This window comes from Bacillus sp. EAC (genome assembly GCF_002156875.1).
GTDB lineage: Bacteria > Bacillota > Bacilli > Bacillales > Bacillaceae_G > Gottfriedia.
Map to the genome: position 1 here is coordinate 402,352 of NZ_NCSY01000001.1, position 25,429 is coordinate 427,780.

The 25,429-nt window shown below is 31.7% G+C and carries 30 protein-coding genes and 1 pseudogene; 11 read left to right on the forward strand and 20 right to left on the reverse strand.

Annotated features, from left to right (window positions below):
* The first annotated feature begins 193 nt into the window (after positions 1-193).
* Entirely contained in the window at positions 194-328 is a 135-nt protein-coding gene (locus tag B7R65_RS01785; protein ID WP_256941116.1) for a small acid-soluble spore protein P, read from the forward strand.
* A gap of 28 nt (positions 329-356) precedes the next feature.
* On the forward strand, positions 357-512 hold the full coding sequence (locus tag B7R65_RS01790; RefSeq protein WP_088041037.1) for a YfhD family protein: 156 nt from the start codon (positions 357-359) through the stop codon (positions 510-512).
* 35 nt (positions 513-547) lie between these two features.
* Here B7R65_RS01790 and B7R65_RS01795 read toward each other — a convergent pair whose 3' ends face one another.
* Positions 548-1,246 carry a DsbA family protein gene (locus B7R65_RS01795; protein ID WP_179194735.1) on the reverse strand — a complete coding sequence of 233 codons (699 nt, stop codon included), beginning with the start codon at positions 1,244-1,246 and terminating at the stop codon, positions 548-550.
* A 185-nt stretch (positions 1,247-1,431) separates the two neighbouring features.
* Between B7R65_RS01795 and B7R65_RS01800 the strand changes: the two genes are divergently transcribed.
* The gene (locus B7R65_RS01800; RefSeq protein ID WP_088041039.1) at positions 1,432-2,334 is read left to right on the forward strand and encodes a CobW family GTP-binding protein; all 903 of its coding nucleotides are present in this window, start codon (positions 1,432-1,434) and stop codon (positions 2,332-2,334) included.
* 49 nt (positions 2,335-2,383) lie between these two features.
* Here B7R65_RS01800 and B7R65_RS01805 read toward each other — a convergent pair whose 3' ends face one another.
* Positions 2,384-2,854 (reverse strand): hypothetical protein, encoded by a 471-nt coding sequence (locus B7R65_RS01805; RefSeq protein ID WP_088041040.1) that lies wholly within the window; start codon positions 2,852-2,854, stop codon positions 2,384-2,386.
* A gap of 186 nt (positions 2,855-3,040) precedes the next feature.
* Between B7R65_RS01805 and B7R65_RS01810 the strand changes: the two genes are divergently transcribed.
* Complete coding sequence (locus tag B7R65_RS01810) at positions 3,041-3,472, forward strand: DUF2621 family protein (protein ID WP_088041041.1); 432 nt, start codon at positions 3,041-3,043, stop codon at positions 3,470-3,472.
* A 28-nt stretch (positions 3,473-3,500) separates the two neighbouring features.
* On the opposite strand, the gene B7R65_RS01815 is transcribed toward B7R65_RS01810, so the two are convergent.
* The 3 genes from B7R65_RS01815 to B7R65_RS01825 form a co-directional block, all read right to left on the reverse strand.
* Positions 3,501-3,980 carry a CcdC family protein gene (locus B7R65_RS01815; RefSeq protein ID WP_088041281.1) on the reverse strand — a complete coding sequence of 160 codons (480 nt, stop codon included), beginning with the start codon at positions 3,978-3,980 and terminating at the stop codon, positions 3,501-3,503.
* Positions 3,981-4,011: 31 nt separating this feature from the next.
* Positions 4,012-4,380: a response regulator gene (locus B7R65_RS01820; protein WP_088041042.1), complete on the reverse strand. Its 369-nt coding sequence runs from the start codon at positions 4,378-4,380 to the stop codon at positions 4,012-4,014.
* A gap of 84 nt (positions 4,381-4,464) precedes the next feature.
* Positions 4,465-5,172: a cytochrome c biogenesis CcdA family protein gene (locus B7R65_RS01825; RefSeq protein WP_088041043.1), complete on the reverse strand. Its 708-nt coding sequence runs from the start codon at positions 5,170-5,172 to the stop codon at positions 4,465-4,467.
* Between the two features lie 343 nt (positions 5,173-5,515).
* Here B7R65_RS01825 and B7R65_RS01830 point away from each other — a divergent pair, with 343 nt between their 5' ends.
* A complete protein-coding gene (locus tag B7R65_RS01830; protein ID WP_088041044.1) occupies positions 5,516-6,262 on the forward strand; it encodes an AzlC family ABC transporter permease in 747 nt (248 codons plus the stop codon).
* The gene (locus B7R65_RS01835) at positions 6,259-6,564 is read left to right on the forward strand and encodes an AzlD domain-containing protein (RefSeq protein ID WP_256941117.1); all 306 of its coding nucleotides are present in this window, start codon (positions 6,259-6,261) and stop codon (positions 6,562-6,564) included. Before B7R65_RS01830 ends, B7R65_RS01835 begins: the two co-directional genes overlap by 4 nt.
* A 37-nt stretch (positions 6,565-6,601) precedes the next feature.
* Here the strand turns inward: B7R65_RS01835 and B7R65_RS01840 are convergent, their stop codons facing one another.
* The 8 genes from B7R65_RS01840 to B7R65_RS01875 form a co-directional block, all read right to left on the reverse strand.
* Entirely contained in the window at positions 6,602-8,380 is a 1,779-nt protein-coding gene (locus B7R65_RS01840; protein WP_088041045.1) for an ABC transporter ATP-binding protein, read from the reverse strand.
* Positions 8,381-10,132, reverse strand: a complete 1,752-nt coding sequence (locus B7R65_RS01845; RefSeq protein ID WP_088041046.1) for an ABC transporter transmembrane domain-containing protein — start codon at positions 10,130-10,132, stop codon at positions 8,381-8,383. It abuts the gene before it with no gap.
* Between the two features lie 306 nt (positions 10,133-10,438).
* Positions 10,439-11,329, reverse strand: coding sequence for a hypothetical protein (locus B7R65_RS01850; protein WP_088041047.1), 891 nt, complete (start codon positions 11,327-11,329; stop codon positions 10,439-10,441).
* 358 nt (positions 11,330-11,687) lie between these two features.
* A complete protein-coding gene (locus tag B7R65_RS01855; protein WP_088041283.1) occupies positions 11,688-11,906 on the reverse strand; it encodes a YneF family protein in 219 nt (72 codons plus the stop codon).
* Between the two features lie 78 nt (positions 11,907-11,984).
* On the reverse strand, positions 11,985-12,422 hold the full coding sequence (gene sirA / locus B7R65_RS01860; protein ID WP_088041048.1) for a sporulation inhibitor of replication protein SirA: 438 nt from the start codon (positions 12,420-12,422) through the stop codon (positions 11,985-11,987).
* Between the two features lie 134 nt (positions 12,423-12,556).
* A complete protein-coding gene (gene tkt, locus B7R65_RS01865) occupies positions 12,557-14,560 on the reverse strand; it encodes a transketolase (protein ID WP_088041049.1) in 2,004 nt (667 codons plus the stop codon).
* A gap of 136 nt (positions 14,561-14,696) precedes the next feature.
* Positions 14,697-14,936, reverse strand: coding sequence for a DUF896 domain-containing protein (locus B7R65_RS01870; RefSeq protein WP_088041050.1), 240 nt, complete (start codon positions 14,934-14,936; stop codon positions 14,697-14,699).
* Between the two features lie 62 nt (positions 14,937-14,998).
* On the reverse strand, positions 14,999-15,655 hold the full coding sequence (locus tag B7R65_RS01875) for a YneB family resolvase-like protein (RefSeq protein WP_088041051.1): 657 nt from the start codon (positions 15,653-15,655) through the stop codon (positions 14,999-15,001).
* A 140-nt stretch (positions 15,656-15,795) separates the two neighbouring features.
* On the opposite strand from B7R65_RS01875, the gene lexA reads away from it, so the two are divergent.
* On the forward strand, positions 15,796-16,443 hold the full coding sequence (gene lexA, locus B7R65_RS01880) for a transcriptional repressor LexA (protein WP_088041052.1): 648 nt from the start codon (positions 15,796-15,798) through the stop codon (positions 16,441-16,443).
* A 42-nt stretch (positions 16,444-16,485) separates the two neighbouring features.
* On the opposite strand, the pseudogene B7R65_RS21630 reads toward lexA, so the two are convergent.
* The 3 genes and pseudogenes from B7R65_RS21630 to B7R65_RS01890 form a co-directional block, all read right to left on the reverse strand.
* Positions 16,486-17,217: pseudogene (locus B7R65_RS21630) on the reverse strand (peptidase G2 autoproteolytic cleavage domain-containing protein); the annotation flags it as partial.
* Between the two features lie 6 nt (positions 17,218-17,223).
* Positions 17,224-17,913 carry a hypothetical protein gene (locus tag B7R65_RS21635; RefSeq protein WP_256941119.1) on the reverse strand — a complete coding sequence of 230 codons (690 nt, stop codon included), beginning with the start codon at positions 17,911-17,913 and terminating at the stop codon, positions 17,224-17,226.
* Between the two features lie 8 nt (positions 17,914-17,921).
* Positions 17,922-18,362, reverse strand: a complete 441-nt coding sequence (locus B7R65_RS01890; protein WP_088041053.1) for a hypothetical protein — start codon at positions 18,360-18,362, stop codon at positions 17,922-17,924.
* Between the two features lie 218 nt (positions 18,363-18,580).
* Between B7R65_RS01890 and B7R65_RS01895 the strand changes: the two genes are divergently transcribed.
* A complete protein-coding gene (locus B7R65_RS01895) occupies positions 18,581-19,036 on the forward strand; it encodes a hypothetical protein (protein WP_088041054.1) in 456 nt (151 codons plus the stop codon).
* A gap of 43 nt (positions 19,037-19,079) precedes the next feature.
* The gene (locus B7R65_RS01900) at positions 19,080-19,583 is read left to right on the forward strand and encodes a GNAT family N-acetyltransferase (protein ID WP_256941120.1); all 504 of its coding nucleotides are present in this window, start codon (positions 19,080-19,082) and stop codon (positions 19,581-19,583) included.
* 144 nt (positions 19,584-19,727) lie between these two features.
* Here B7R65_RS01900 and B7R65_RS01905 read toward each other — a convergent pair whose 3' ends face one another.
* The gene (locus tag B7R65_RS01905; RefSeq protein WP_088041056.1) at positions 19,728-20,351 is read right to left on the reverse strand and encodes a glucosaminidase domain-containing protein; all 624 of its coding nucleotides are present in this window, start codon (positions 20,349-20,351) and stop codon (positions 19,728-19,730) included.
* Between the two features lie 330 nt (positions 20,352-20,681).
* Between B7R65_RS01905 and B7R65_RS01910 the strand changes: the two genes are divergently transcribed.
* Positions 20,682-21,482 (forward strand): type II toxin-antitoxin system SpoIISA family toxin, encoded by an 801-nt coding sequence (locus B7R65_RS01910; protein WP_142288180.1) that lies wholly within the window; start codon positions 20,682-20,684, stop codon positions 21,480-21,482.
* Positions 21,479-21,628, forward strand: coding sequence for a hypothetical protein (locus tag B7R65_RS21190; RefSeq protein ID WP_179194736.1), 150 nt, complete (start codon positions 21,479-21,481; stop codon positions 21,626-21,628). The genes B7R65_RS01910 and B7R65_RS21190 overlap by 4 nt, the downstream gene beginning before the upstream one ends.
* A gap of 500 nt (positions 21,629-22,128) precedes the next feature.
* Here the strand turns inward: B7R65_RS21190 and B7R65_RS01915 are convergent, their stop codons facing one another.
* The 3 genes from B7R65_RS01915 to B7R65_RS01925 all read right to left on the reverse strand — a co-directional run bounded on the left by B7R65_RS01915 (position 22,129) and on the right by B7R65_RS01925 (position 25,373).
* Positions 22,129-22,287, reverse strand: a complete 159-nt coding sequence (locus B7R65_RS01915; protein WP_088041058.1) for a DUF3934 domain-containing protein — start codon at positions 22,285-22,287, stop codon at positions 22,129-22,131.
* Between the two features lie 341 nt (positions 22,288-22,628).
* Positions 22,629-23,963: a type I glutamate--ammonia ligase gene (gene glnA, locus B7R65_RS01920; RefSeq protein WP_088041059.1), complete on the reverse strand. Its 1,335-nt coding sequence runs from the start codon at positions 23,961-23,963 to the stop codon at positions 22,629-22,631.
* Between the two features lie 108 nt (positions 23,964-24,071).
* Positions 24,072-25,373, reverse strand: a complete 1,302-nt coding sequence (locus B7R65_RS01925) for a glutamine synthetase family protein (RefSeq protein ID WP_179194737.1) — start codon at positions 25,371-25,373, stop codon at positions 24,072-24,074.
* Positions 25,374-25,429: the final 56 nt, after the last annotated feature.

Consider the following 25,429-nt stretch of genomic DNA (forward strand, 5'->3'; position numbering starts at 1 on the left):
TTTCTAATTAAATAAAGATTATTCACATCGAACTCCCCTCCTTCATTTAAGTTATTTATGTATATGGGAAAGTGACAATGAAAATCATAATTTAATTTTATAAAAGCGTTTTCATTTTAAAATTAGTAATTTTTTCATGGTAGCATATTTTTTCTCTTAGAACTAAAGCTATATATAAAGGTAGGTGACAAGTGTGGCAAATAAGTCTGTACGACGAAACAGTGCAATTGAAAATGAAAGTGGTCAACCAAAGCCATTAAGTGGATCACATAAAGTAAAAAACCAAAACCATACAAGACAAAAAAATCATAGTCATCACGATATGTAATTAAACTTTAGAATATGGAGGGTTTAATATGAAAAATAAAGAAAATATTAATAATAAATTCAATCGATACGTTGAACCAGATGGACTTGACGTAGAATTTTCTGAAGAACTAGCTGATCAAAATGATATACAAGCGCAAGAGCGTTCTGCTGCTGCAGATGCTCGAGTAAAGAAAAAATTGTAAAAAAAAGGTATGCGTTTTACGCATACCTTTAAAGTTTATTTGTTTAGTTCAGCATCAATTGCTGCTTTAATTGCTTCAAAGCTTGGATTTTCAACTTGTTTACCATTTACAAAAATAGTTGGAGTACCATTAACTTTGTAATGTTCTGCTATCGCTTTATCAGTTGCTACACTTCTCATTGATGACTTTTTATATAAATCCTTTTTAAATTGCGCTTCATCTAAGTTAGGAATAACTGATTTTGCAATATCTGTTAATTTTTCTTTTGTTGCCCAAGTTTTTGTTTCATCGCCTTGATTAGCATATACCTCTTCATGGAATTTCCAAAATGCATTTTTATCGTAATCATAGACCACTTCTGATGCTAGGGCTGCTAAATTTGAATCTTTTGAAATAAATGGATAGTTCATAAAAGAAAACGAGATTAAATTTTTATCAATATACTGAGATTTTAATTCTGGAAAAACTAATTTATTCCAATCCTTACAAATTGGACATTTATAATCACCAAATTCAACAACTTCAATTTTTGCTAGTTTGTTCCCAATAGTTGGTTGTTTTTCTATATCAAACCCATTAACTTTTACATCATTCACTCCAGCAATCGTTGGAAATTCTTTCTCTGCATTTTTATCCTGTGCTTTAGAAACAAAAAATAATGCTCCAAGTAAGACAATAATTCCAATAAATACTGTAATGGCAAATGTTTGATTACTATTTTTCTTTTTGTTCATTATTGCTAGACTCCCCCTATTACTATGTTGATGTAATTGTAACATAAACAAGCTATACCTTCCTATTTAGAACTCTATTCATGGACAATATTATGATATTTTAATAAGATTAGTTTTAAATAACGATACTCCAGTTACTTACTTTCGTAATTGGAATTTTATTAACTGGAAGGAAGAAAGATTCATTGAACAAGACTGAAATAGTTATTTTAAGCGGATTCTTAGGAAGTGGCAAAACCACTCTATTAAAAAAATGTTTAATCGAAGAGTTAAGAAACAATCGTAAAGTAGCTGTAATTATGAATGAAATAGGGAAAATATCCATCGATTCAAATGAAATCCCTGATGACGTTCGATTAAAAGAATTATTAAACGGTTGTATTTGCTGTACGATGAAAGATCAGTTGGAAATTCAACTGCTCTCACTAGTTCAAAATAATGAATTAGATGTTATTTATATTGAAACAACTGGTGTTGCTAACACAATTGATGTTGTTGATGCTTGTTCATCCGCACAAACAGTTGAATCGCTAATCATAAAATCGGTCTTATCAACAGTAGATGCTACACGCTGGAAAACCAAAAATGAACTTAGTCCATCCATTCGATATTTATTAATTCAACAAATTACTTATAGCGATCTAATTTTCATTAATCGATTAGACAAATTGAATTCGGCAGATAGACAACTTGTCCTTAATGAAATAAAAAACATAAATTTAAATGTTGTTGAAGACTTTAATGAAAAAATAAAGCTAGAACATCAGGTTTCTCTTTCATCTAATCTAATGGATAGAGAAAAACTTGCTATTAATCAATCTTTAAAAATAAATACATATATACACAATCAAGGTGAAAGTTATAACAAGGAATTATTTGAAAACTTCTTAAGAAATGCACCCAATAATCTATTTCGATTAAAAGGATATATTTCATTTAAAGACGACCCTACCTTGTACAATGTACAGTATTCAAATGGCTTAGTTTCATATGAAAAAGAACGAATGAAGCTTCCTCAAAGAATTGTTTTAATTGGAGAAAATATTGACAAAGAATTCTTTGAAAAAGAGCTTAAAAAATGCAAATAAATATAGAGCCAAGTTTCAATCTAAAAGGAAACTTGGCTCACTTCATGTCTTATTTATTTTTATTAACAAGTACAATCAATTCCTCTTCAAACTTAATTTCGGGATTATATTTCAAAATTTCTTTAATAAATCCCTTTGGATTTTCGAGGGTTAGAAGAATCGGCTGCACCATTTCATTAATGTGAATTAAAAGTGTGATTAATTCTTTATTTCTGCCATAAACCTCAACTAATTGTTTAATTTCCGTAATTTCAGCAATGTTTACTTTATAGGTCAAAATTCCTTTATTAATGATAATTTGATCGCTATTTACGAGAATATCGCTTCTTATTAAACGAAATGCAGTGATCAACAAGACAATAATGACTACACTAATTTGTAAATATTGTTTGACATCATTCCCATTTCCTATTAATAATGAGATTAGCTTATACAGAAATATTAACAGAAGTGAACTTACTGCCATATAAAATAAAACACTCAGAAAAGTAAAGTGAGAAGAGAATTTTGTTTGATTCACATTCTTCCGCCTCCTCTACGACTTTTTTAATTGTTTTTTCTACTATATGTTCCAGAAGGTTAAAATGAAACTAGTACGCTAAAATTATTGGTCATTTTTTGTCAAAAATCATGTGTACTTGCTTGATAGTTACCATATTTTCTTACTATAATGGTTATATGTTTGTTGGAAACAAGGAGGATACATATGTTTTCGGTCTGGTCTCAAATTATGATTGTCTTATGGACAATTTTCCTATTAGGGATGATGTCAATTGGTGGATATTTCATGTTCAGAAAGTTTTTAAAAAGACTTCCAAAAGAAGATGGAAAATCAATTTTAGATTGGCAAGATGAATATTTACAAAAAACGAGGCATTTATGGTCAAATGACCAAAAAGAATTATTAGAGGAGTTAGTACAACCAGTTCCTTCTTTATTCAGAGATGTCGCTCGAGATAAGATAGCTGGTAAAATTGGTGAATTAGCACTTATTAATAACGCTACACAAATTACGCAAGGACTAATTATCGAAGGATATATAAAGGCAACACCTAAACGTGATCACGCATTCCTAGTTAAAACGTTAAAGAAAAAAGAAATCGATTTTTCAGAGTATAAACATTTATTAGCAAAATAAAACGTGTACCTACTAGGTACACGTTTTTTTACGTTATTATTGTATTAGAAGGCAGTTGTCTTCTCATTTTTGTATATGATTTATACATTGCTAATCTCCAAGGTAAAATCATAGAGAACGCTAATAAGAAGAACATTCCACTTAATTGTTCAACATCAATACTCGAACTTAAATATAACTTCATAACAATCCGAACAACTAATAAGCCAAGTAAAATAAATACAAATGATTTTGATCTTTTTAAATAAATTTCGTTATCGATAATTTCAAATTTGGATGTTTTAATTAAAAATAAAGAAAAAAACAATCCTACAAAAATTGCCTCAAGTATTTCAGTACTTGTAAGTCTAAACTGTGGTACAACATACATTAATGCACCTGTACTCATAAAAAATGGCGGCAAAATAATTTTCTTTAAGTTAGTCGGTTTTTTTGCAGCTTTTAGTCGAATAAAAATAACACCTAAAGCCATGCATGTTGCAAAAACTGTACTAATAATAATACTCATTTCTTTATTCATTTCTTCACTACCTTTTATCTCAATCTTGAAGACTAAATATTCTCTCTAACGCATTAATGATTTGAAGATCGTGCACTGGCTTTTCAATAAAATCTAATGCACCATATTGAACTGCTTCGTTAACAATATGATCGTGAGTCATTGCTGAAATCATAATAATTTTTGCGTTTTGGTGCATTTGTTTAATTTCCTTAAGTGCTGTCAATCCATCTTTTAGTGGCATCGTGATGTCAAGTAACATTAGGTCCGGATTTAATTGATCATATAATTCAATGGCTTCTTGTCCATTTGAACCAAACCCGATCACTTCATATCCAGCATTTTTTACAACTTCTCCTATTTTAGTCCGTATAAACAAAGAATCATCTACGATTAAAATCCTTGCCACTGCAAAGCCTCCTGTAATAGAGAATATCAGAATATATTTTTACTATAACCTAAATATTTTAAGAAAACAATCGAACGTCTACGATTAAAAACCGATAAATCCTCCAGTCAATCGCGTGAAATAAATCGTAATTTTCGTCAACCAATCAAAATAAAGCGTAATCCCCATCACAATCATTATATATCCACCAAAAACAACGATTTTATGAGAATATTTCTTTATCCAATTTAATGAACCTAAATAAAAAGATAAAACGAAAAATGGAATTGAAAACCCTAATGTGTATGCTAGCATATAAAATAAACTAGAGCTTGGATTACTAACAGCTAATGCGAAAACAGAAGTTAATATAGGACCAGTACATGGAGTCCACCCTGCTGCAAATGCTAACCCAATTAAAGTCGAACCTAAATATCCCGAAGGACGTTTTGAAAATTGAAATCGACGATCATTCATTAAAAACTTTGGTTGAAAAATACCGGTAACAACTAAACCTAAAAATACAATTAATATCGCTCCAACTTGACGAATGAAATCTTGATATCTCATAAAAAAAGAACCAATAATTGAAGTACTAAAACCTAATACGATAAAAATAATCGAAAAACCTAGCAGAAAGAATAATGTATGTAATAAAGTTTTACTCTTATTAATTCTTTTCTCGCTTTTTAAATCACCCAGAGATACCCCTGTTATATATGATAGAAACGCTGGATAGATTGGTAGACAACATGGAGAAATAAACGAAAGAAACCCCGCTCCAAATGCAATACCAATATTTAAGTCCCCCATTAACTTACATCCTTTCTACAAGTAAACATTCTATTGAACATTATAACAGAATTATTTTTTAAATAATATTAATTAGAAGCTTTTAACGCTGATATAAAGGGATTTTAATTGAAAAGTCACTTTCCTTCTAAACTTCCTCGGTTTCATTACAACTAAATAATGAATCTAACATAATTCATAGTTGTACTAATTTATAGTATAATTTTAAGAATATGTTTAATTATTAAAATTTTCGAAAGGAAGAGTTTGAATTAAAGTCGAATCAATGTTCAAATAATCTTTCAGGTCGTAAGTCTGTCACCTCAACTTGGTGGAGCACATTTCAATAAGAGAGGAGTTTGTTATGTCTACTGTTTTACAACAATCGAATACATCACCTAATAAGATCAATCGAAGAATGGAAATGAAGAATGGTTTTTTCGCATCGGTACCTTTAATTATCGGGTATTTGCCGGTTGCTTTTACATTTGGTTTGATAGCCAAACAAGCTGAAATCGATTTATTAAATACACTTTCTTTTAGTGCACTAGTATATGCTGGAGCAAGCCAGTTTATGGGATTGTCGATGTTTCTTGCAGGAGTTAGTTTAGCCCAAATTTATATTGCGACATTTATATTAAACTTTAGGAATTTTGTTATGAGTCTATCATTTAATCATCAATTCAAGGAGATACCTTTTTGGCATAGAGTCTATTTATCTATTACGTTAACAGATGAAAATTTTGCCGTAACTACTTTAGGTAAAAAAAGTGATTCAAATGGATATTCCTCAACTTATTTAATCACTTTACATACAATTGCATATTGTACTTGGATCACTGGTACATTTTTAGGTGTTATTTTTTCTAATCTTATTCCGCAAATTATAAGAGAAAGTATGGGTATTTCATTATATGCAATGTTTATTGGCTTATTAACACCAGCAGTACGCACGAATTGGCGGGCATGTGTAATTGTTTTTGTTAGTATGATATTAAATTTTTTCCTATCAAACGTATTAAAACTCAGTCAAGGATGGTCATTAATTTTATCAGCTATTTTAGCTAGTTTACTTGCTATCTTTTTAATGAAAGGAGATAAGAAAGAATGATTATTTTTCTTCTCGTTTTAGGAATGTGTTTAGTTACTATGACCCCAAGACTAATTCCTGTATTCATTGTCGACCGTATTCAATTTCCAACTTGGGTTTCAAATTGGCTAAAAGGAGTTCCGTATGCAGCACTAGGAGCATTAATTTTTCCAGGCATTCTCAGTGTACAAAAAGGAAATATGAGTGTTGGTTTAGTTGGTGGAATAGTTGCTATTATCTTATCTATCCTTCGATTACATATCATCTTTGTTGTTTTCGGTTCGATTGGCGCAGTAATACTAATGAAATTTTTCTTTAATTAAAAAAAGTAGCTAGATTCAAAATCTAGCTACTTTTTTATTATTCTGCTAATTGAAGTGACCCTTTATTTTGTAATAAGTACATTTTGTAATATAAACCTTGTTTAGCTAGTAGTTGTTGGTGGTTTCCTTCTTCTACTATTCTACCTTTGTGAAGTACATAGATACAATCAACATCCTGAATGGTAGAAAGTCGGTGTGCGATTATAACGGTCGTTCTTCCTTTTCGCATTTCAGTTAAAGCCGTTTGGATTGCTTCCTCAGTCTCACTATCGATGTTTGCTGTTGCTTCATCTAGTATTAGAATGGTAGGTTTTGCTGCAATCGTTCTAGCAAAAGTAATTAATTGACGTTGACCACTAGACAACGTAGAACCTCTTTCAACAACTGCTTCATCATATCCATTAGGTAGTCGTTCAATAAATTCATTTGCCCTTACTAATTCAGCAGCTTCCTTAATTTCTTTATCGGTAATTTCATCGTTATACATTGATATATTGCCTTTTATATCCCCTACAAATAAGTATGGATCTTGCAATACTAATCCGATGTTTGATCGCAATTCACTTTCTTCATAGGTCGATAATTTCTGACTATCAATTCGGACTTCACCATGATTCACATCGTAAAATCGTAGTAATAAATTCATTATTGTAGATTTACCGCTGCCAGTGTGACCCACAAACGCGACTGATTGTCCTGGTTGAACCGAAAAAGTTACATCATGGATCACATTATGGATTCCGTCATAAGCGAATGAAACATTTTTGAAATCAATACTTCCCTCACCAATTTTGGGAGTATGTGAACCGATTTGAGTTGGAGCTTTTTGTTCTTCATCCATCAAATCAAAAACACGTGATGATGAAACAACTGCTTGCTGCAATAATGATAACTTCATCATCATTTGGGTGATTGGTTCAAAAAATCTTTCTAAATAACTAACAAAAGCATAAACAGTTCCGATTTCCACAGGATTACTAAATGAAGTAATACCAAAGAAACTTAAGACGAACATAATGCCAATTGTATAGATTAAATCAGTTGCAGGTCTTAAGAATAACGAATCTAATCGAATTGTTTTCACACCTGCATTAAAGTGAGAACTATTTACACCCTCAAATTCATTCTGCAATCTCTTTTGTTGATTAAATGCTTGAATAATTGACATGCCTTGCAAATGTTCATTTAATTTTGCATTAAGATTACTTAGCTGTCCTCTAGTTTCCATAAAGAAAGGAAAGCTTTTTTTTCGGTAAGTTAAGATAACAAAATAAACAATAACTACGAGACCAATACAGATAGTCGCTAGCTTAACATTTAATGAATACATCGCAATGATGATACCAATCAAGAATACGATTTGTTGGATAAATGTTGCTAATACACTTACATAAAAATCTTTGATTGCTTCAGTATCATTTGTAATTCGAGAAACGATACTACCAATAGGCGTTTTATCAAAAAATGAAAAAGCTAAAGTATGAACATGTTCATACACTTTCATCCTTATATCTTGAACAACTTTAAACGCAATTTGTTGAAACATTAAAAGTTGTAAATACGATAAAATGATTTTTCCTACCATTAAAACTACATATAACGTAAATAGCCTTAAAATGACATCTTTTGGAAAATACCTTTTCATTAAATGATCGTCAAGAAATCTCTTAACTAGAATTGGCCCATACATTTCACAAGCTGTTGCGAGGAAAAGAAAAATAAATGCAAATGTTAATAACAATTTATATTTTTTAAGGAACGAAAGTAAACGAACTAAATCCTTTTTTTGTCTGGAAACATCGATTTCTTGATTCATTTATCTCCCTCCTTGCTCGACAAGCTCTTCTAATTGTTGTCTTTCAAACATTTCTTTGTACCAACCATTTTGTTGAACTAACTCTTCATGTTTCCCGCGTTGAATAATTCTACCTTCATCTAACACGATAATTAGATCACTATGCATTACGGCACTCATTCGATGAGAAGTAATAAATGTCGTTTTCCCATCTCTTTCATCCTTTAATGAACGCAATATTTTCTCCTCAGTTTTTGCATCAACAGCTGATAAACAGTCATCTAAAATTAAAATATTAGGATTTTTAATTAAAGATCTGGCAATCGAAATTCGTTGTTTTTGTCCACCAGATAAGGAAACCCCTCTTTCCCCTACAACAGTTTCATATCCTAATGGAAACTCTAAAATATCATCATGAATATTTGCTATCTCTGCAGCTTTATATACATCTTCTATCGATGAATTAATTTGACTAAACGCAATGTTTTCTTTTATTGTATTTGAAAACAAAAAATGTTCTTGTGGAACATAACCAATATGTTCTCTTAATGCTAATAGAGTGGTATCTTTTAGATTGACGTCTCCAACAGATATTCCTCCGTTATTAACCTCGTACTCTCTTAACAATAATTTTAAAAGCGTTGTTTTTCCTTGGCCCGTTTTACCAACAATCCCAATAGTTTGACCTTCTTGAACACTGAACTTGATGTCCCTTAATTCAAAGTTAGATTCTTCATTAAATTTAAAAAAATTAATTGAGTAATTTATTTCACCCATAGAAAGTTTTGTACTTGCGTGCTGGCTATCTTTTATTTCAGGTTCAATACTTAATAAAGAACGGATCCGATCATATGAAGCACGACCTCTTTCTACGATATTAAACAACCATCCTATTGCTAGCATTGGCCAAATTAAAATACCCAAATAAGTAACAAACGTGATTAACTGTCCAACTGTAATCTCATCTACAATTACTAATCTTGACCCATAGACAACTGCAATCATATAGCACACAGATACCACAAGCATGATCGTTGGATCAAAAAGTGCATCAATTCTTGCTACCTTCATATTATTCTTAACAACAGTATCAGCTTGACTTTTAAATGCTTCGATATCTTCTTTAGATTGACCTAAACTTCTAATAACCTTTAATCCGCTCATGCTTTCCTGCACTTTATTATTCAGTTCAGAAAAAGATTCCTGCGCTAAATGAAATCTTTGATGCAATAATTTCCCGTAATATTGAGTTAATATTGCCATCACAGGAAGTGGCAGTAGACTTAAGATTGTCAACTTCCAGCTTATAGAGACTGCCATCATTACTAAAACTGATCCACCTAAAATGATTGAATCAACAAATGTCAAAATTCCAGCTCCTGCTGTTTCACGAACTGCTTGAACATCATTTGTAGCATGAGCCATTAAATCTCCAATTCTATTTTTCTGGTAAAAAGATGGAGACATTTTTGTAAAATGATTATATAAGTCATCTCTTAATTGTTTTGCTAACTTTAAGGAAGAACCAAAAATCATTCTTCTCCACCAAAATCGAAACGTATAAAGGAGTAATCCATTAATGAATATTAAACAAACCCAAAAAAGTAAGTTTTTACCGTTTAATGAGTTTTTAATCAATTCATCAATCACATAACCAATAACTTTCGGAGGTAGTAGCTCTAATAATGCAACGATTACTAATAGAGATATACCCCATATATAACTTCTTTTTTCTTGTTTAAAAAACCAAAACAAATCCTTAAAGACTGACATTCCCTCACCCCCGTCACACACGAAATTTGATTTAAAAAAATATTGTGAAAAATCAAAACTTAAGTGTCTATTATAACATAATTTACAATCTTAGAATTAAACAAAAAATAAAAATGCACAACCCTTTATGGTCTGTGCATCTTATAGGAGCTATTTTGCTCATATTATTTTGATGTGTTATTCATAGTCTTCATCATTTGATTATTTTTCATCTGAAAAGGCTTTTGTCCCATTTGAGCCATCATAGTGTAAAACCGTTGATATATCCGGGTTTCATCAACTAATTCGAAATATTTCAATGTCTCGTTAGTTTGAAGTTAGTTTTCTTTTTAATTTAAAATCATCATAACCAAAAACAAGATAATCTGCATCTTTCTTATAAGGGATACATAGATAAGTATCACCTTCTAAATAATAATTAAAGCCACTTAATCTAAACTTCCCCCAATCAACATAAACACTAGTATAGTCATTTACTGTAAACTTCTCCAAATCATCATAACCACTATTAGTGTCGAGCGATCCATCGCCTAATTCAACCTGTGCAGTTCCTTCAAATTCATTTGATTTATTCATAGGACCAATAGAAATATTTACTATATTCCCCTCTTTATTAGTTCCTTCCCAATCACCAGAAATATCGTAATTAAGTGTGAAGTCTTTTTGTTCTTTTGATTTATCATAATACCATTGTTCATCTAAAAAACTATATTTGTAATAATAAGCAATTGTACCAGATATACTCATTAAGTTTGAATTAAATTTATGTTCTACATATACAACATCCGAACCATTATCCAGATTAGTTTCTCTTCTCAATATCTTCATGTCAACTGAGTTTTGGATATAAAAATCCTCTCTAATCTTTTTTATATTTACTAATTTAGAAGGCTCATGAAACAACTTATTATATTGTTCTTTTATCGTATCATTTTTTGAAATTGTTAAACTTAAAACAAAGATAATAAATACAGCTAAAAGAGCAATAAGTATTCTTCTTTTTTGAAATTTTTCTTTCATTTCTAATTTAAGCAAAAAATCTCCTCTTTCCCCTAAAAAGTTAATCGTTTTCATATCCACTTGTTCATAGGTGCTTACATCTTTTGGCACTTTTTTTAGTAACTCTTCTCTTATATCGGTACAATGGACTATATTTTTCATAATTTTCTGTAAAAATATAGAATTATTACTTTTCATTAGAAACGCCTTTTTGAGCTTATTAGTATGTAAGATAATTTAATAATTCTAAATTCAACAATATTCTTCAACGAAGTTAATGGTCCTCACTAATTCTCCTTATTTAATTTCTTTGCTGTAAAACCTTTTGCTTGGCAGTAGTATAGATATTCTTCTAAAGCATCTTCTAACAACAAAAAAACCACTCCCTATTGGTTAAATTTCCAATAGAAAAGTGGTTTCGGATTAGTTTAATGAAAGATTAAGTAAGTAAATTTAAAACTCATATAAAGGATTAACCCTATAGAGTGTTTTATTAAAAAATTCATCTTACAAATCGCACAAATCAATCAATAAAGCCTTATATATCAAGGGTTTATTATTTTGATGTGTTATTCATAGCCTTCATCATTTGATTAATTTTCTTCTGAGAAGGTTTTTGTCCCATTTGAGCCATCATAACTTTTAACATTTGTTCATTAATTGGTGGATTTTTCTTTAAATAGTTCATAGTGTATTGACGAGCTACGAAAAATCCTATCGCTACACCAGCAACTAATGCCAGTAGTCCGATTAGAATGTATAACCACATATTTATTGCTTCCTCCTTAAAATCATCTAGAACAATTTTACTAAAACAATCCAGTTTATACAAGAGCAAACCGTAATTTATTCTTTAAATGTACTTTTGATACGCGATTGGTCTAAGCCACCCAAAACGCTCACCCTTCATATCGATTGCAATGAACGTAGATCGGTATTTTCTTAATAATTCAAAAAAAATCGTTTCTGACTCTAATGTACCATCCGCATACAAAACAATTTCTTGAGGATAAATTTTTAGTTGAGCTTTTGCACCATCGGGAAGTTCTAGAATATACTCTCCTGTTTCTTCATGAAAGTAGATTTGATGAGGATTACTTTTACGAATAAGTGTGTGGAGCTCAAATAAAGGTATTGGTTCGGTTATAAATTGTATTTGTTTGTCTATTATATTCCTTAATTCGATTGATGCGTGATAATATTCATTAATTAGTTGATATATTTTATGCTCTCTACCATAAAATTCTATAGAAAGTGGTTCACGAATCAAATAAATTTTATATTCTCTCATAACTTGTCCACTCCTAACAACTATCTGTATGGAAATTATATAAAATTCCAATTAAAATATTTGTCTTTTTAAGGAGTAGAAAATCAACTATTTTTGTCGAATAATATTTACCAACCGAATTAAGGCTTTTTTGCTTAACCTAAGACTTTTTTGGCTGCTGACACTACATGGTCAACTGTAAATCCGAATTTCTCCATTAACAATCCACCTGGAGCAGATGCACCAAACGTATCGATTGCAATTACTTCTCCATCTAATCCAACATATTTATGCCATCCGAATGAAGAACCCATTTCAACTGCAACACGTTTTGTTACTTCTTTTGGAAGTACTGATTGTTTGTATTCATTAGATTGTTTTTCAAATAGATCCATTGAAGGCATTGAAACTACTGATGCAGAAATTCCTTCAGCAGCTAATTTTTCTTGAGCTCCAACTGCTAATTGAACTTCACTACCTGCTGCAATTAACACAACATCAATTTTCTCTTGCTTAGCTGGCGAAATAACGTAAGCACCTTTTGATACCTTATTATATATATCAGTTGTAGTACCTTCTAATATAGGTAAATCTTGACGAGATAAAACTAACATTGTTGGTGCATCTTTTGCCTCAACAGCTACTTTCCATGCTGCTGAGCTCTCATTTCCATCGGCTGGTCGAATCACATTAATATTCGGCATAGATCTGAAAGATGCTAATTGTTCTACTGGCTCATGAGTTGGACCATCTTCTCCGACTGCAATACTATCATGCGTAAATACATATGTTACCGGTAAATTCATTAGAGATGCTAAACGAATTGCTGGCTTTAAGTAATCAGAGAATACGAAGAACGTCGCACCAAATGAATGAACTCCACCATGTAAAGCCATACCATTTAATGCTGCACCCATTGCAAATTCACGAACACCAAACCAAATATTACGACCTTCATAACTATTTCTAGTGAAGTCACCTTTACCATTCATGTAAGTTTTGTTTGACCCTGCTAAGTCAGCTGATCCACCAAAGAAGCTAGGTAGTACATTTGCAATTACGTTAATTGCTTCACCTGAAGATGAACGAGTTGCAATTTTCTTTCCTAGTTCGTACTTTGGTAACACTTCCTCTAAATCAACTGTAATTTTTCCTTCAATTGCATTTTTTAGCTGAGCTGCTAGTTCAGGATATTTTTCCTCATATTTAGCGAAAGTAGCGTTCCATTCCTGTACTTTCTTAACACCAGCTTCTACAATAACATGATTAAAGTGCGCATAAACTTCTTCTGGCACATGGAAAGCATTTTCATATTCCCATGCATAAGCTTGTTTTGTTAAGATTGTTTCTTCTTTACCTAATGGTTCACCGTGAGATTTTGATTTACCTGATTTATTAGGCGATCCATAACCAATTGTTGTTTTCACTTCGATTAAAGTAGGTTTTGTTAATTCTTGTTGTGCTTTTTCTATAGCAGTATTAATTTCATCTAAATCATTGCCATTTTCTACACGAATTACTTGCCATCCGTATGCTTTATATCGATCTTCAACACTTTCTGAAAACGAACGATTTAATTCTCCATCTAATGAAATATCATTCGAATCGTATAGAACAACAAGGCGTCCTAATCCTAAATGACCAGCAAGTGAAGCTGCCTCAGCAGAAACACCTTCCATTAAGTCTCCGTCACCACAAATTGAATATGTAAAATGATCTACTACATTAAACTCTTCTTTATTATATGTATCGGCTAAATGACGTTCAGCTAGGGCCATTCCTACTGCCATTGCAATACCTTGTCCTAATGGACCTGTGGTAGCTTCTACACCATGTGTATGTCCAAACTCTGGATGTCCTGGTGTATTACTTCCCCATTGACGGAAGTTTTTTATATCTTCAATAGAAACCTCGTAACCTGATAAATGAAGCATGCTATACAATAACATTGATCCATGACCAGCAGATAAAACAAAACGATCTCTGTTAAACCACTTTGAATTCTTTGGATTATGATTCATATATTTCGCAAATAGTGCATATGCCATTGGTGCAGCACCCATCGGCATTCCTGGGTGACCAGAATTTGATTTTTCGATTGCATCAATTGATAAAGTACGAATCGTATTGATTGCTAATTGTTCAATTTTAGTAGACATAAATTTCGCTCCTTTAGCTTATTCACAACTATTATCATATAATTTACCATGATTTATGACAATAAACATCCTTTAGTTTTGACAATTTTTACAAATAATTGACATGAAATAGAAAAAAGCAGAAATAAATTCTGCTTTAATGTAAATTTCTTTTTCGAATTGCCTTCTCGACTTTTAATTTAGCAGGTGTAACATCGTTCCCTTTTTCGTCTACAATTTTAAGTGAAGTTAATTCATCAAGCATTCTAGAACGAAAGTCTGCTAAATATTCTTTTCGTAGTTTATCTTGTTCAACTTTTTCGTCAGGAGTTAATCCCACTTCTTTTGACTTTTTAGATAATTCATTTATTCTATTTAAAGTTTTATTAGAAACCATAGTTTTACCTCTCCTTTAATTGAATCAGCTATTCAATGTAAACCATAATACAATAAATTACATTAGCTTTCAATAATAGAAACTTCATTTATATATTCATTATATCTTCTATTAACTGTCGCTTTTGAGACATCATATCCAAATCCCCTTAAAGTTGCAGCTATTTCCTCAAAAGTAAGCTCATTTTTTCGTAAACGGACAATTTCCAAGATCGGTAATTCTTTCTTATCTCTACCTCCTGCATTTGAGCTACCTTCTAAATTTTTTTGTGGCTTATATCCATTTTCAATTGCTTTTTTCATACCTCTTTTTATCTTCATATTATGTATTTTCCGTTGGTATTCCTCAACAATACTTAAAATCTCTAACACCATTTCGTCACTTTCACTTAATTGAAAATTACCATTTTGTGAAGAAGTAAATAATTTAATACCTTCTTTTTTCAGAAAATGTAAAATTGCAACTCTAGCATGACCACGCCCTAAACGCGTTTCATCTTGTATTAATAATGCATCAACCTTATTTTCTTTAATCAATTGAAATAAGTAGAATAAACCGTCTCTTTCAACTTCATATCCACTTGCTTGTTCGCTTATTGTTTCTAGAATACACATTCCCATTCGATCACCTAGTTCGGTTAACTCGACTATTTGTCGATGAAGTGATGTTTCTTGTGAATCCTTTGATGTACTAACTCTTGCGTAAATTATTGCATTCATTTGTTGTGACCTCCATACGAACATGAAAACTACTTTCCTAAAAAAACGAACTAACGTTTGTATATATTATCCTATCATGATATAATTAAAAAAATAAAGAGGAACGTATTATCTACTTTAAAGATAAGGGGGAACTATAAATGAACAAATTATCTAAAAGACAAGCAGAAATACTGGCGTACATAAAGGATGAAGTAAAAATTAAAGGTTATCCACCTTCTGTTCGAGAAATTGCTGAAGCCGTGGGACTAGCTTCAAGTTCCACTGTTCATGGTCATTTAGAAAGATTAGAACAAAAAGGTTTTATTCGAAGAGACCCTACAAAGCCACGTGCAATTGAAATACTTGGGGAAACGAATGCTGTCGTAAATGAAGCTCAAGCAACTTACAGCGAAATTTACAACGATATTATTAACATCCCTGTTATCGGTAAAGTAACTGCTGGTATTCCAATTACTGCCGTTGAAAACGTGGAGGAATATTTCCCATTACCATCATCGGTTGCACCTGCTAATGAACAAGTATTTATGCTTCGTGTCGAAGGGGATAGCATGATTAATGCTGGTATTTTAAATGGAGATTTAGTTGTCGTAAAGAAACAATTCACTGCAGAAAATGGTGAAATTGTAGTTGCAATGACAGAAGATAGTGAAGCGACTGTAAAACGATTCTATAAAGAAATTGATCATTTCAGACTTCAACCAGAAAATGATGCACTTCTACCTATTTTATTAAAACAAGTATCAATCTTAGGTAAAGTTATTGGGGTTTATCGTACATATCATTGAATTTAGTACAAAAAGGATTGCACATAAATGCAATCCTTTTTATTAACGAAATAAGACTAGTATTTGATTTTGACCAGTACGCTTCAGAACTCGATAACCACTACTATTTTTCGTAGCCACACCATCATGATTTGGTTTACAGTAACTACCTGCTACACAAGTTCCGTCATCTCTAATTAATATTTTACCAATCAGCCCCACTACAACCCATTCAGCGCTTTTTTTTCTTGATCTATATTCTTGGTCTGGATTCCAAAATGGATTGATTTTTGGCTGCTGTTCAATTCGTTCTGGCAACATTTCTCTTCCATCTTCATCTAATGTAGCTGGTATAACTACTTCATGGTAAATGCGTCGTCCCCATTCATCTTTTAAATATCTACCATGCCAGCTTAATTCACCGCTATTTCCTATTAAGCTAGGTGTAGCACTACTAATTCCTAAAATATAGTCATCCGATGAATTTGCTTTTCGAATTTTATCTTCTTCGATTGTTACAAAATAACCTACTTCAATTTCATTTCCGTCTATCGTTTCAAACATTTCAGCGAAATCGGCTCCACCTGTATGATAAGCTGCTCCATCAATAAACATTTCTCCATTACTTGCAAGCCATTTTGCACCTAGACCCCTAGATATATTTGAAGTTCCATTTCCAATAAACCAGGAATTTGCTTCTGTGGCATCGCCAAAGCGTCCCATAATATGTGAATTAGCAAATGTTGTTATCGTACCTTGCCCCTCAGCGTGGGAATTAAATCCATCAGCTACCGTTAAGATTCATTCTGCATGTGCTCCAAAACCATTTGCTAACGATTCGACTCCTTCTGCGTGACTACTATTCCCATTAGCAAAAGTAGGTGTGGGATTTCCTAGAGGATCTATTCCACCACCTTCAACATGGGTTGCAATTCCATCTTCTGTATTCCCAATACCTTCTGCATGTGAGGCTTCTCCAATTGCTAAGGTAGCTTTTCCTTCCGCATGGGAACAATCTCCTTTTGCTTTTGTTTGACACCCTTCTGAATGAGATCCAATTCCATTTGAAATAGTTTGTCCACCTTCAGCGTGTGAAAAATCACCATTTGCTTCCGTTTCTAGACCTTCAGAGTGAGCTGCCCTTCCTTTTGAAGTTGTTTCATTTCCTTCAGCATGAGAGTAATCACCTTTTGACTTTGTTTCTTTCCCTTCAGAATGTGATGCTTTCCCTTCTGCAGTTGTATATCTTCCTTCAGCATAGGAACAATCTCCATTTGCTTTTGAACCACAACCTTCTGCGTGAGAAGCAAAGCCTCTTTTCGAATGTATGATTCCCTTCTGAAATAGAACATTTTCCCTTTGCATGAGTATGACAAATTGATGATTCGGATTGTTGTGAATTTGAATCTTCCATATACTTCCCCCTACTATCAATCTTATATAATGTATTCGTATATGGAGAGAGTTGTTCATTCCATTAAAACGATTCATCAATTGCTTTAATCGACTTCTTCATCACTATATTTATCAATATCATCCCGAAATGCTACTGCTAAGTAATTATCAATTATATTTCTAGTAATCGGTGATTGGAATACTTGACTCTTATAAGCACCACCCTCGTATTCGATAATATCTATCTTATTTTCTATTTGTTCGTTATTCTTATGATCAAAATTTTTTACACTGATTATACTTGAAGTAGGATCTATGATAATAACTAATTCTCTTTGATTTAGGAGTACTTCAATTATGTTAAACTTATCAATTAAAATATCAAATTCACCATTTGAAACTTCAATTTCTTTCTTTAAAGACTCTTTCAAATCAATAAAATAAGATTCAAATTTATCACACATTTTACTAAATGCTAGATTTTCAGAAACAGTTTCTTTATATATTTCTTTTGTTTTTAAAATAAATTCTTTTTTAAAATCCATACCACCACTCCTTTCACAACTAGTTTTAATTAATTTATATACTATTATTATTCCATTAACATGTACTGTTAGAATCGAAGAATAGAAGGTTAATAAAAAATTATTTCTATTAAATTGACAAAAAATACGAAGTATACAATATTTAATTTTTTAAGTCATATTATTTAATAGGAAAAGCAAAGAAAAAAAACGAATTGTATGTTAAGGGGGTTAATACTATGTTTGAAGAACTCATTGGTAACGTCAATTTAACTTATAAAGAACTTCTTATAACTTTTATAGAGGATTTTTTATTTCAAGAACTCGGAACACAATTACGTAATATTATTGACGAAGATTCTTGTGTTGCCTTCACGATTAGTGGTATAACAACTAAATTTCATGAAAACAAAAGAGAGTATACATTTCATATTGCTTCAAAAGAGAAATATATCCTATTAAAAACAATATCTTTTATGAATACAAAATCGAACTATTCAATCAGTTTAGAAATCAGAAATTGCAAAGATATCAAATCAAGAAAGCTAAGCTTTCAGAATATAAATAATGGTGAACATCATTTCGGCAATCAAACATTAGAAATAGTATTTAACGAGGGACCTAAACTAACATTAATAAAATACGATTGTCATAACAATTTTGATCAGTATTTAAAAAGTATACTTAAGGTTTAGCCAAATTTATTATATGTATCTTACTTAAATGGAGGTAATTTTAGTGTCTGTAATAATAGAAACAGATCGATTACAATTATGTGTATTTTATGATGAGTATTTAGAAGCTTCAAAATCTTTTTGGGGTGATGAGGAAGTAATGGCCCATTGTAGTGGTGCGACACCAGAGGATCTTTTAGTAAAGATTATTTCCGGATATCGCAAATGTCATGAAGTAAACGGCATATCAGTTTACGCGGTAAAAGAATTAGCAACCAATAAAGTAATCGGAGCCGCAGGTTTCAATATATCCAATTCACTTGAAACAGTTGAGTTAATCTACCATTTTTCGAAAGCTTCATGGGGAAAAGGTTATGCAACTGAAGCAGCTAAAGCTTGTTTAGAAATCGCAAAATATCACGGCAATATAAAGTACATAACAGCATCGGCAGACCCACAAAATGAAAATTCTTTTAGAATATTAGAAAAAATCGGGTTTACGAATAAAGGATTTAAGTACTTTGAGGATTCTGATCAAGAAGAACCTTTTTATGAATATGTAATTTAAAGTTAGCATTTATGCTCATTTCTTTATTATTCTGCAGCCATATTTTTTTACATCAAATTAAAAGGACCATTAAGTGGTCCTTTAAAAATCTTTCAATCTATCAAAAAGCTAATACTAGTTTAATTTTTTCAAGTTGACTAAAAATTAACCAATTATTAAAAACAATTTAGTCCACGTCTGCTTTCCGACAATTCCATCTACATATAGTTTATTTTTCCGTTGAAACTCTTTTACTTTTCTCTCAGTAATTGGCCCAAAATCTCCATCTACATGTATACCCAATTTTCCTTGTATCATTTTTACTTGTTCACCGTGTTCGCCGATTTTGACATTGCCAGTATACGGAATAATCTTTTTAAATACACCATTTTTTATATTAGAATGATAAACCGAAATTAAAACTTCAGCATAATTAGGTGCAACAGCCCAGCCTGCACGTGCGATTTCTTTAAATTGACCTTCAGCTGTTGGAAATTGTTTTACCTTACTATATCGCGGATTATTTAAGATAAAATCAACATATCCTTGGACAGGATCATTATATTTTATATAATAACCACCTTCACTAAAAGGCCTAGCTGTCCCTCTACTACTCTTAGGTAATCCACTTGTCCAAGTTTGACCTGCAATGTTATTATTTTTTTTAAAATTATTAGATGTAAAATGAGCCGTTTCAACTTGCCACTGTGTAAAAATAACTTCTGGTAACCAACCTATTTTATTTGAAGCCTCTTGTGCAAGTAGTAAATACTTAACTGTATTAGACACCCTCTACTTCCCCCTCCATATTCGAATGCTTGTCCGTTAGTACAGACTATTCATAAAATACTATTTTGTTCTAGTAAAATAGTAAATTAGAAGAGTAATATTTATCATGATATAAATAAAAAGTAACGGTTCAAAAATATTTCAAATTTATGAGGGGTTTTATCTATTTAGTTAGTTGTTAAATCTCGCAAATTAGTATATTAGTTAACGGAGTAAAAGATCCTTCTAAGTGAAGCAATAAATGAAGAATGAACTCATATCTAAGGAGGACTTTTTTTATTGGAAATTTATTGAAAAAGATTCATAGTCATATATAATTTATGTATATAGATGAAACGAGGTAATTACATATTGGGAGAATTGTTACTTAAAATTGGATTATCTGCCATTTGTTTCTATTTATTTTTTACAGTCTTTATGCATTATCGAGATCATAAAAAACATCAGGAATTCAACAAGAGTTCTATTATTTTTTATCGAAAGATACTATATTGTATATTTTGTCTATTTGCTATTGTAATGATGTGGGTTGATTATAATTATTTATCGAAATCAATCGGCCTTATAGGTGCTGGTGTTTTATTAGCTGTATTATTTTTTGCAGATATGTTTATTATTCAGGGCGCAAAATTAAAAAAGTTTGGATTAAAAGAAGTAGAATTTGGACAAGAAGAACTTCAAAATTTAAAAGAAGTAGTAGAAATTTCTAATGAATTAATTACAGAAAATGATCAAACGATGAATGCAATCAGACAATATTTATCTGAACAATCACGTCGAATGGAAACAGTCTTCCTTGATCCATTTCTTAAAAATTTTAATCGAATTAAATTTCAAGTTAATGTTCATGAATTTGGTAATTATGATAGTATAATAGAATTAGTATCTGTCATTTCAGAACAAACATGGCTGGAATGCGAAACTGTTCATTCCTTATTAAATGGGAATGTTTACTATGATGATAATGAAATGAAAGCATATATTTTTGTTTCTATGAATGCTGTAAATGAAGTCATTGAATTAGAATCTCATTCTGAAAAATTAAATGAAAATGATATTAACTCAATATTAATGTTGTATCATATCTATTATTTTATGAATGCTCAGAGGGAGGGTTTAGGAATACAATGAAAACAAAGCAAAATAAAGATAAACAAGCAAAAGAAGTGAATTTTAACGGACAAGCTAAACCAGTACTGGTTGCTCCCAAAAGCACACTATCTCCAAGCACGAGAAGGATGCTTACAACTGCCAATAAATTGTTAAAAGCGAAATAAGTATTAAAAATTGAAAATTCGGTTAAAAAGAGTAATAGCGAAAGAGCTATTACTCTTTTTTATTTGAATTCAATTAGGAGGCAACCAATGTTCAAGAAAAGCATTATCCCCAAATCAACTCTTTCTCCATCAACGAAAAAGGTATTAGAACGTGGAGAAAAAATAGTACGTGATTTGGATAAGAAAATTAAAAAGTAAAAATGATTCTATTTTAATATTAGATCTATCTTAAAATAAGTAGAATTCTAAAGGACATTTCTGCATTAGGATGAGGTATTCGATTTATCGAATACCTTTTTTATTTAACAACTTTTGTTGTACAAAAATAATTAAAGATGTCATCTTACAAAATTAGATATGTAGTTTCCACCTACATAAAAATCTCAACCGAATTTGCCTCAACTCTATTCATATTCAAGGTAAAACTAATAAAGAAAGAACTGTCTTCACAGCCCTTCCTATCTCTGAATAATTTAAACATTTATTTTAATTCAATCAACTTAACTTTCACTCGTTGAATTTGAAGCACTTTTATTCTTAGTACCTTTACTTACATATGGTTTTGCATTTTTTGCTTTTTTAGCACCAGCTTGCCATCTATTCCAACCCTTTTTGTCAGTTCCTCTACCTATGCCGCTCTTTTTTTTAGCTTTAGTCATCTAAACACCCCATTTTTATTCTAATATAAGTAACTTATTGTTGATTAGTTTTATCCATTTAACTGGGGTATTAAACCAAGTATGATACTTTATACAACTTCATTACTATCAGATATTTGAATTCGATCACACAGATCGAATCAATACCTCTTCTATTCTCTACTAATTTGATGAGATGTACAATAGAAAAATACTCTTATATTATTTTAATTTTTTTGAAGTCTTTTTTTTACCTATCTATATATTTTTGTTAAATACCGTCAATAAATTTTTTTCTTAAGATTAATTATTATATTGTATAAAAAACCCCTCAACGCATTTAGCGTCAAGGGGTGATTTGATTAATATACAGACATGTATTGCTCGCGTTCCCATGGGTGAACTTGAGTACGGAAGATGTCCCACTCGATTTCTTTTGCTTCAACGAAATGTTCGAATAAGTGTTCACCTAGAGCACCTACGATTACTTCATCAGTTTTTAATAACTCAAGTGCCGCTGCTAAAGTTGCTGGTAAGTCGATGATTCCGACTTCTTCGCGCTCTTCTTTAGACATAACGTAGATATTGCGATCTACTGGCGCTGGAGCTTCTAACTTGTTTTTAATTCCATCTAATCCTGCTGCTAATAATACTGATAATGCTAAGTATGGGTTTGCAGCTGGGTCAACTGAACGTACTTCTACACGAGTACTTAAACCGCGAGATGCAGGAATACGAATTAATGGGCTACGGTTTCTTGCAGACCAAGCAACATAACATGGTGCTTCGTAACCTGGTACTAAACGTTTGTATGAGTTTACAGTAGGGTTAGTTACTGCTGTAAAGTTTGGAGCGTGTTTTAAGATCCCTGCGATAAAGTGACGAGCAGTATCACTTAAGCCTTGCTCTCCATTTTCATCATAAAATGCATTTTTACCATTTGTAAATAATGATAAGTTACAGTGCATTCCAGATCCATTTACACCGAATAATGGTTTTGGCATGAATGTAGCGTGTAAACCGTGTTTACGAGCAATAGTTTTAACTACTAATTTAAATGTTTGAATGTCATCACATGCTTTGATTGCTCCAGCATATTTGAAATCAATTTCATGTTGTCCTGGTGCTACTTCGTGGTGAGATGCTTCAATTTCAAAGCCCATTTCTTCAAGTTCAAGAACGATATCACGACGACAGTTTTCGCCTAAGTCTGTAGGTGCTAAGTCAAAGTAGCCGCCACTATCATTTAATTCTAGTGTTGGTTCACCTTTTTCATCTAGTTTGAATAAGAAAAATTCTGGCTCAGGTCCTAAGTTGAAATCTGTAAAACCTAATTCTTCCATTTCTTTTAACATACGTTTTAAGTTATTACGAGGATCGCCATTAAAAGGTGTTCCATCTGGATTATAAATATCACAAATTAAACGAGCTACTTTACCTTTTTCAGCTGTCCATGGGAATACAACCCAAGTGTCTAAATCAGGGAATAAATACATATCAGATTCTTCAATTCGAACAAATCCTTCAATTGAAGAGCCATCAAACATCATTTTATTATCTAAAGCTTTTTCAAGCTGACTTACTGGAATCTCAACGTTTTTGATAATTCCTAGTAAATCTGTAAATTGTAGACGAATGTACTTAACATTTTCTTCCTTTGAAATTCGGAAAATATCTTCCTTTGTAAACTTAGCCATGAATAAAGTTCCCCTTTCGTATGTAACAAACAAAATTAGTCTAACACACTGTAAAATAGAAAAGTAGGAATTTTCTACTTTTCTATTTTTTTATTTTAATTTTTATTGCTAGCAATTTAAATATGTTTCTTTTTCCCACTCTGATACACGTAAACGGTATGCATCCCACTCATCTTTTTTGTTTTGTAGGAATGAATAGTAAACATGTTTTCCTAATACTTGCTGTAAAAACTCGCTGTTTTCTAATTCAAAAACTGCTTCTTGTAAGCTTCCTGGTAATGTTTCTATCCCTTCAGCTTTACGAGTTACATCATCCATTAAATATAGATTTTCGTGTCTTTCAGTTGGAGGAGTCAAGCCTCTTTCAATTCCATCCAATCCGGCAGATAGTAAAACAGCTAATGCTAAGTAAGGATTTGCAGAAGGATCTGGATTACGTACTTCAATGCGAGTTCCTGCACCTCTGGCAGCTGGAATACGAATTGTACAAGTACGGTTACTTTGTGACCAAGCTACATAAACTGGCGCTTCATAACCTGGGACTAAACGTTTATATGAATTAACAGTTGGATTCGTAACTGAAGCATTTGCACGTGCATGCGTTAATACACCTGCAATAAATTGTCTAGCAGTTTCAGATAATCCAATTGAATCACTCTCATCATAAAAGGCATTACCATTATCATTTCCTAAGCTCATATGACAATGCATACCCGAACCATTTTCACCAAATATTGGTTTTGGCATAAAAGTAGCAACTAAACCATGTTTTTCGGCAATTGTTCTAACTGTATATTTAAATAATTGAATATTATCAGCTGTTTGTAAACCTGGAGCGTATTTCCAATCGATTTCGTGTTGACCAATCGCAACTTCGTGATGTAATGCTTCAACTTCTAATCCTAATCGTTGAAGGCCTTTTGTAATTTCGCGTCGTATTGTAACTGTTTTATCTAGGGGAGCTACATCAAAATATCCACCGTTGTCGTTTGGTATCAGGTTATTACCTTCTTTAGAAAATAAGAAAAACTCTGGTTCAGGTCCAACATTAAACGAAGTAAAACCTTTTGCGTTCGCTTTATCAATCGCACGTCTTAGTACATTTCGAGGATCACCTGCCAAAGGAGTTCCATCTGGATAATATACATCACAAATGAATAATCCAACCTTTTCATCTGGATCAATTTTCCACGTATTAAAATCTGGATAAAGCATCATGTCGCTTGCTTCGATTTTTGTAAACCCGTTAATACTAGAACCATCAAACATAATCTCATTGTTAAGTATTTTTTCGATTTGTGAGATTGGTAATTCTAAATGCTTGAATACACCTTCCACATCTGTAAAAAATAATTGAACAAATTCCAGACCATGTTTTTGAACACTGTTTAAAATCAATTCTTTTTTCATTTATATTTCCCCCTATATAAATATAAAAGCTAGAAAAAACCAGTTTTAAATAATAA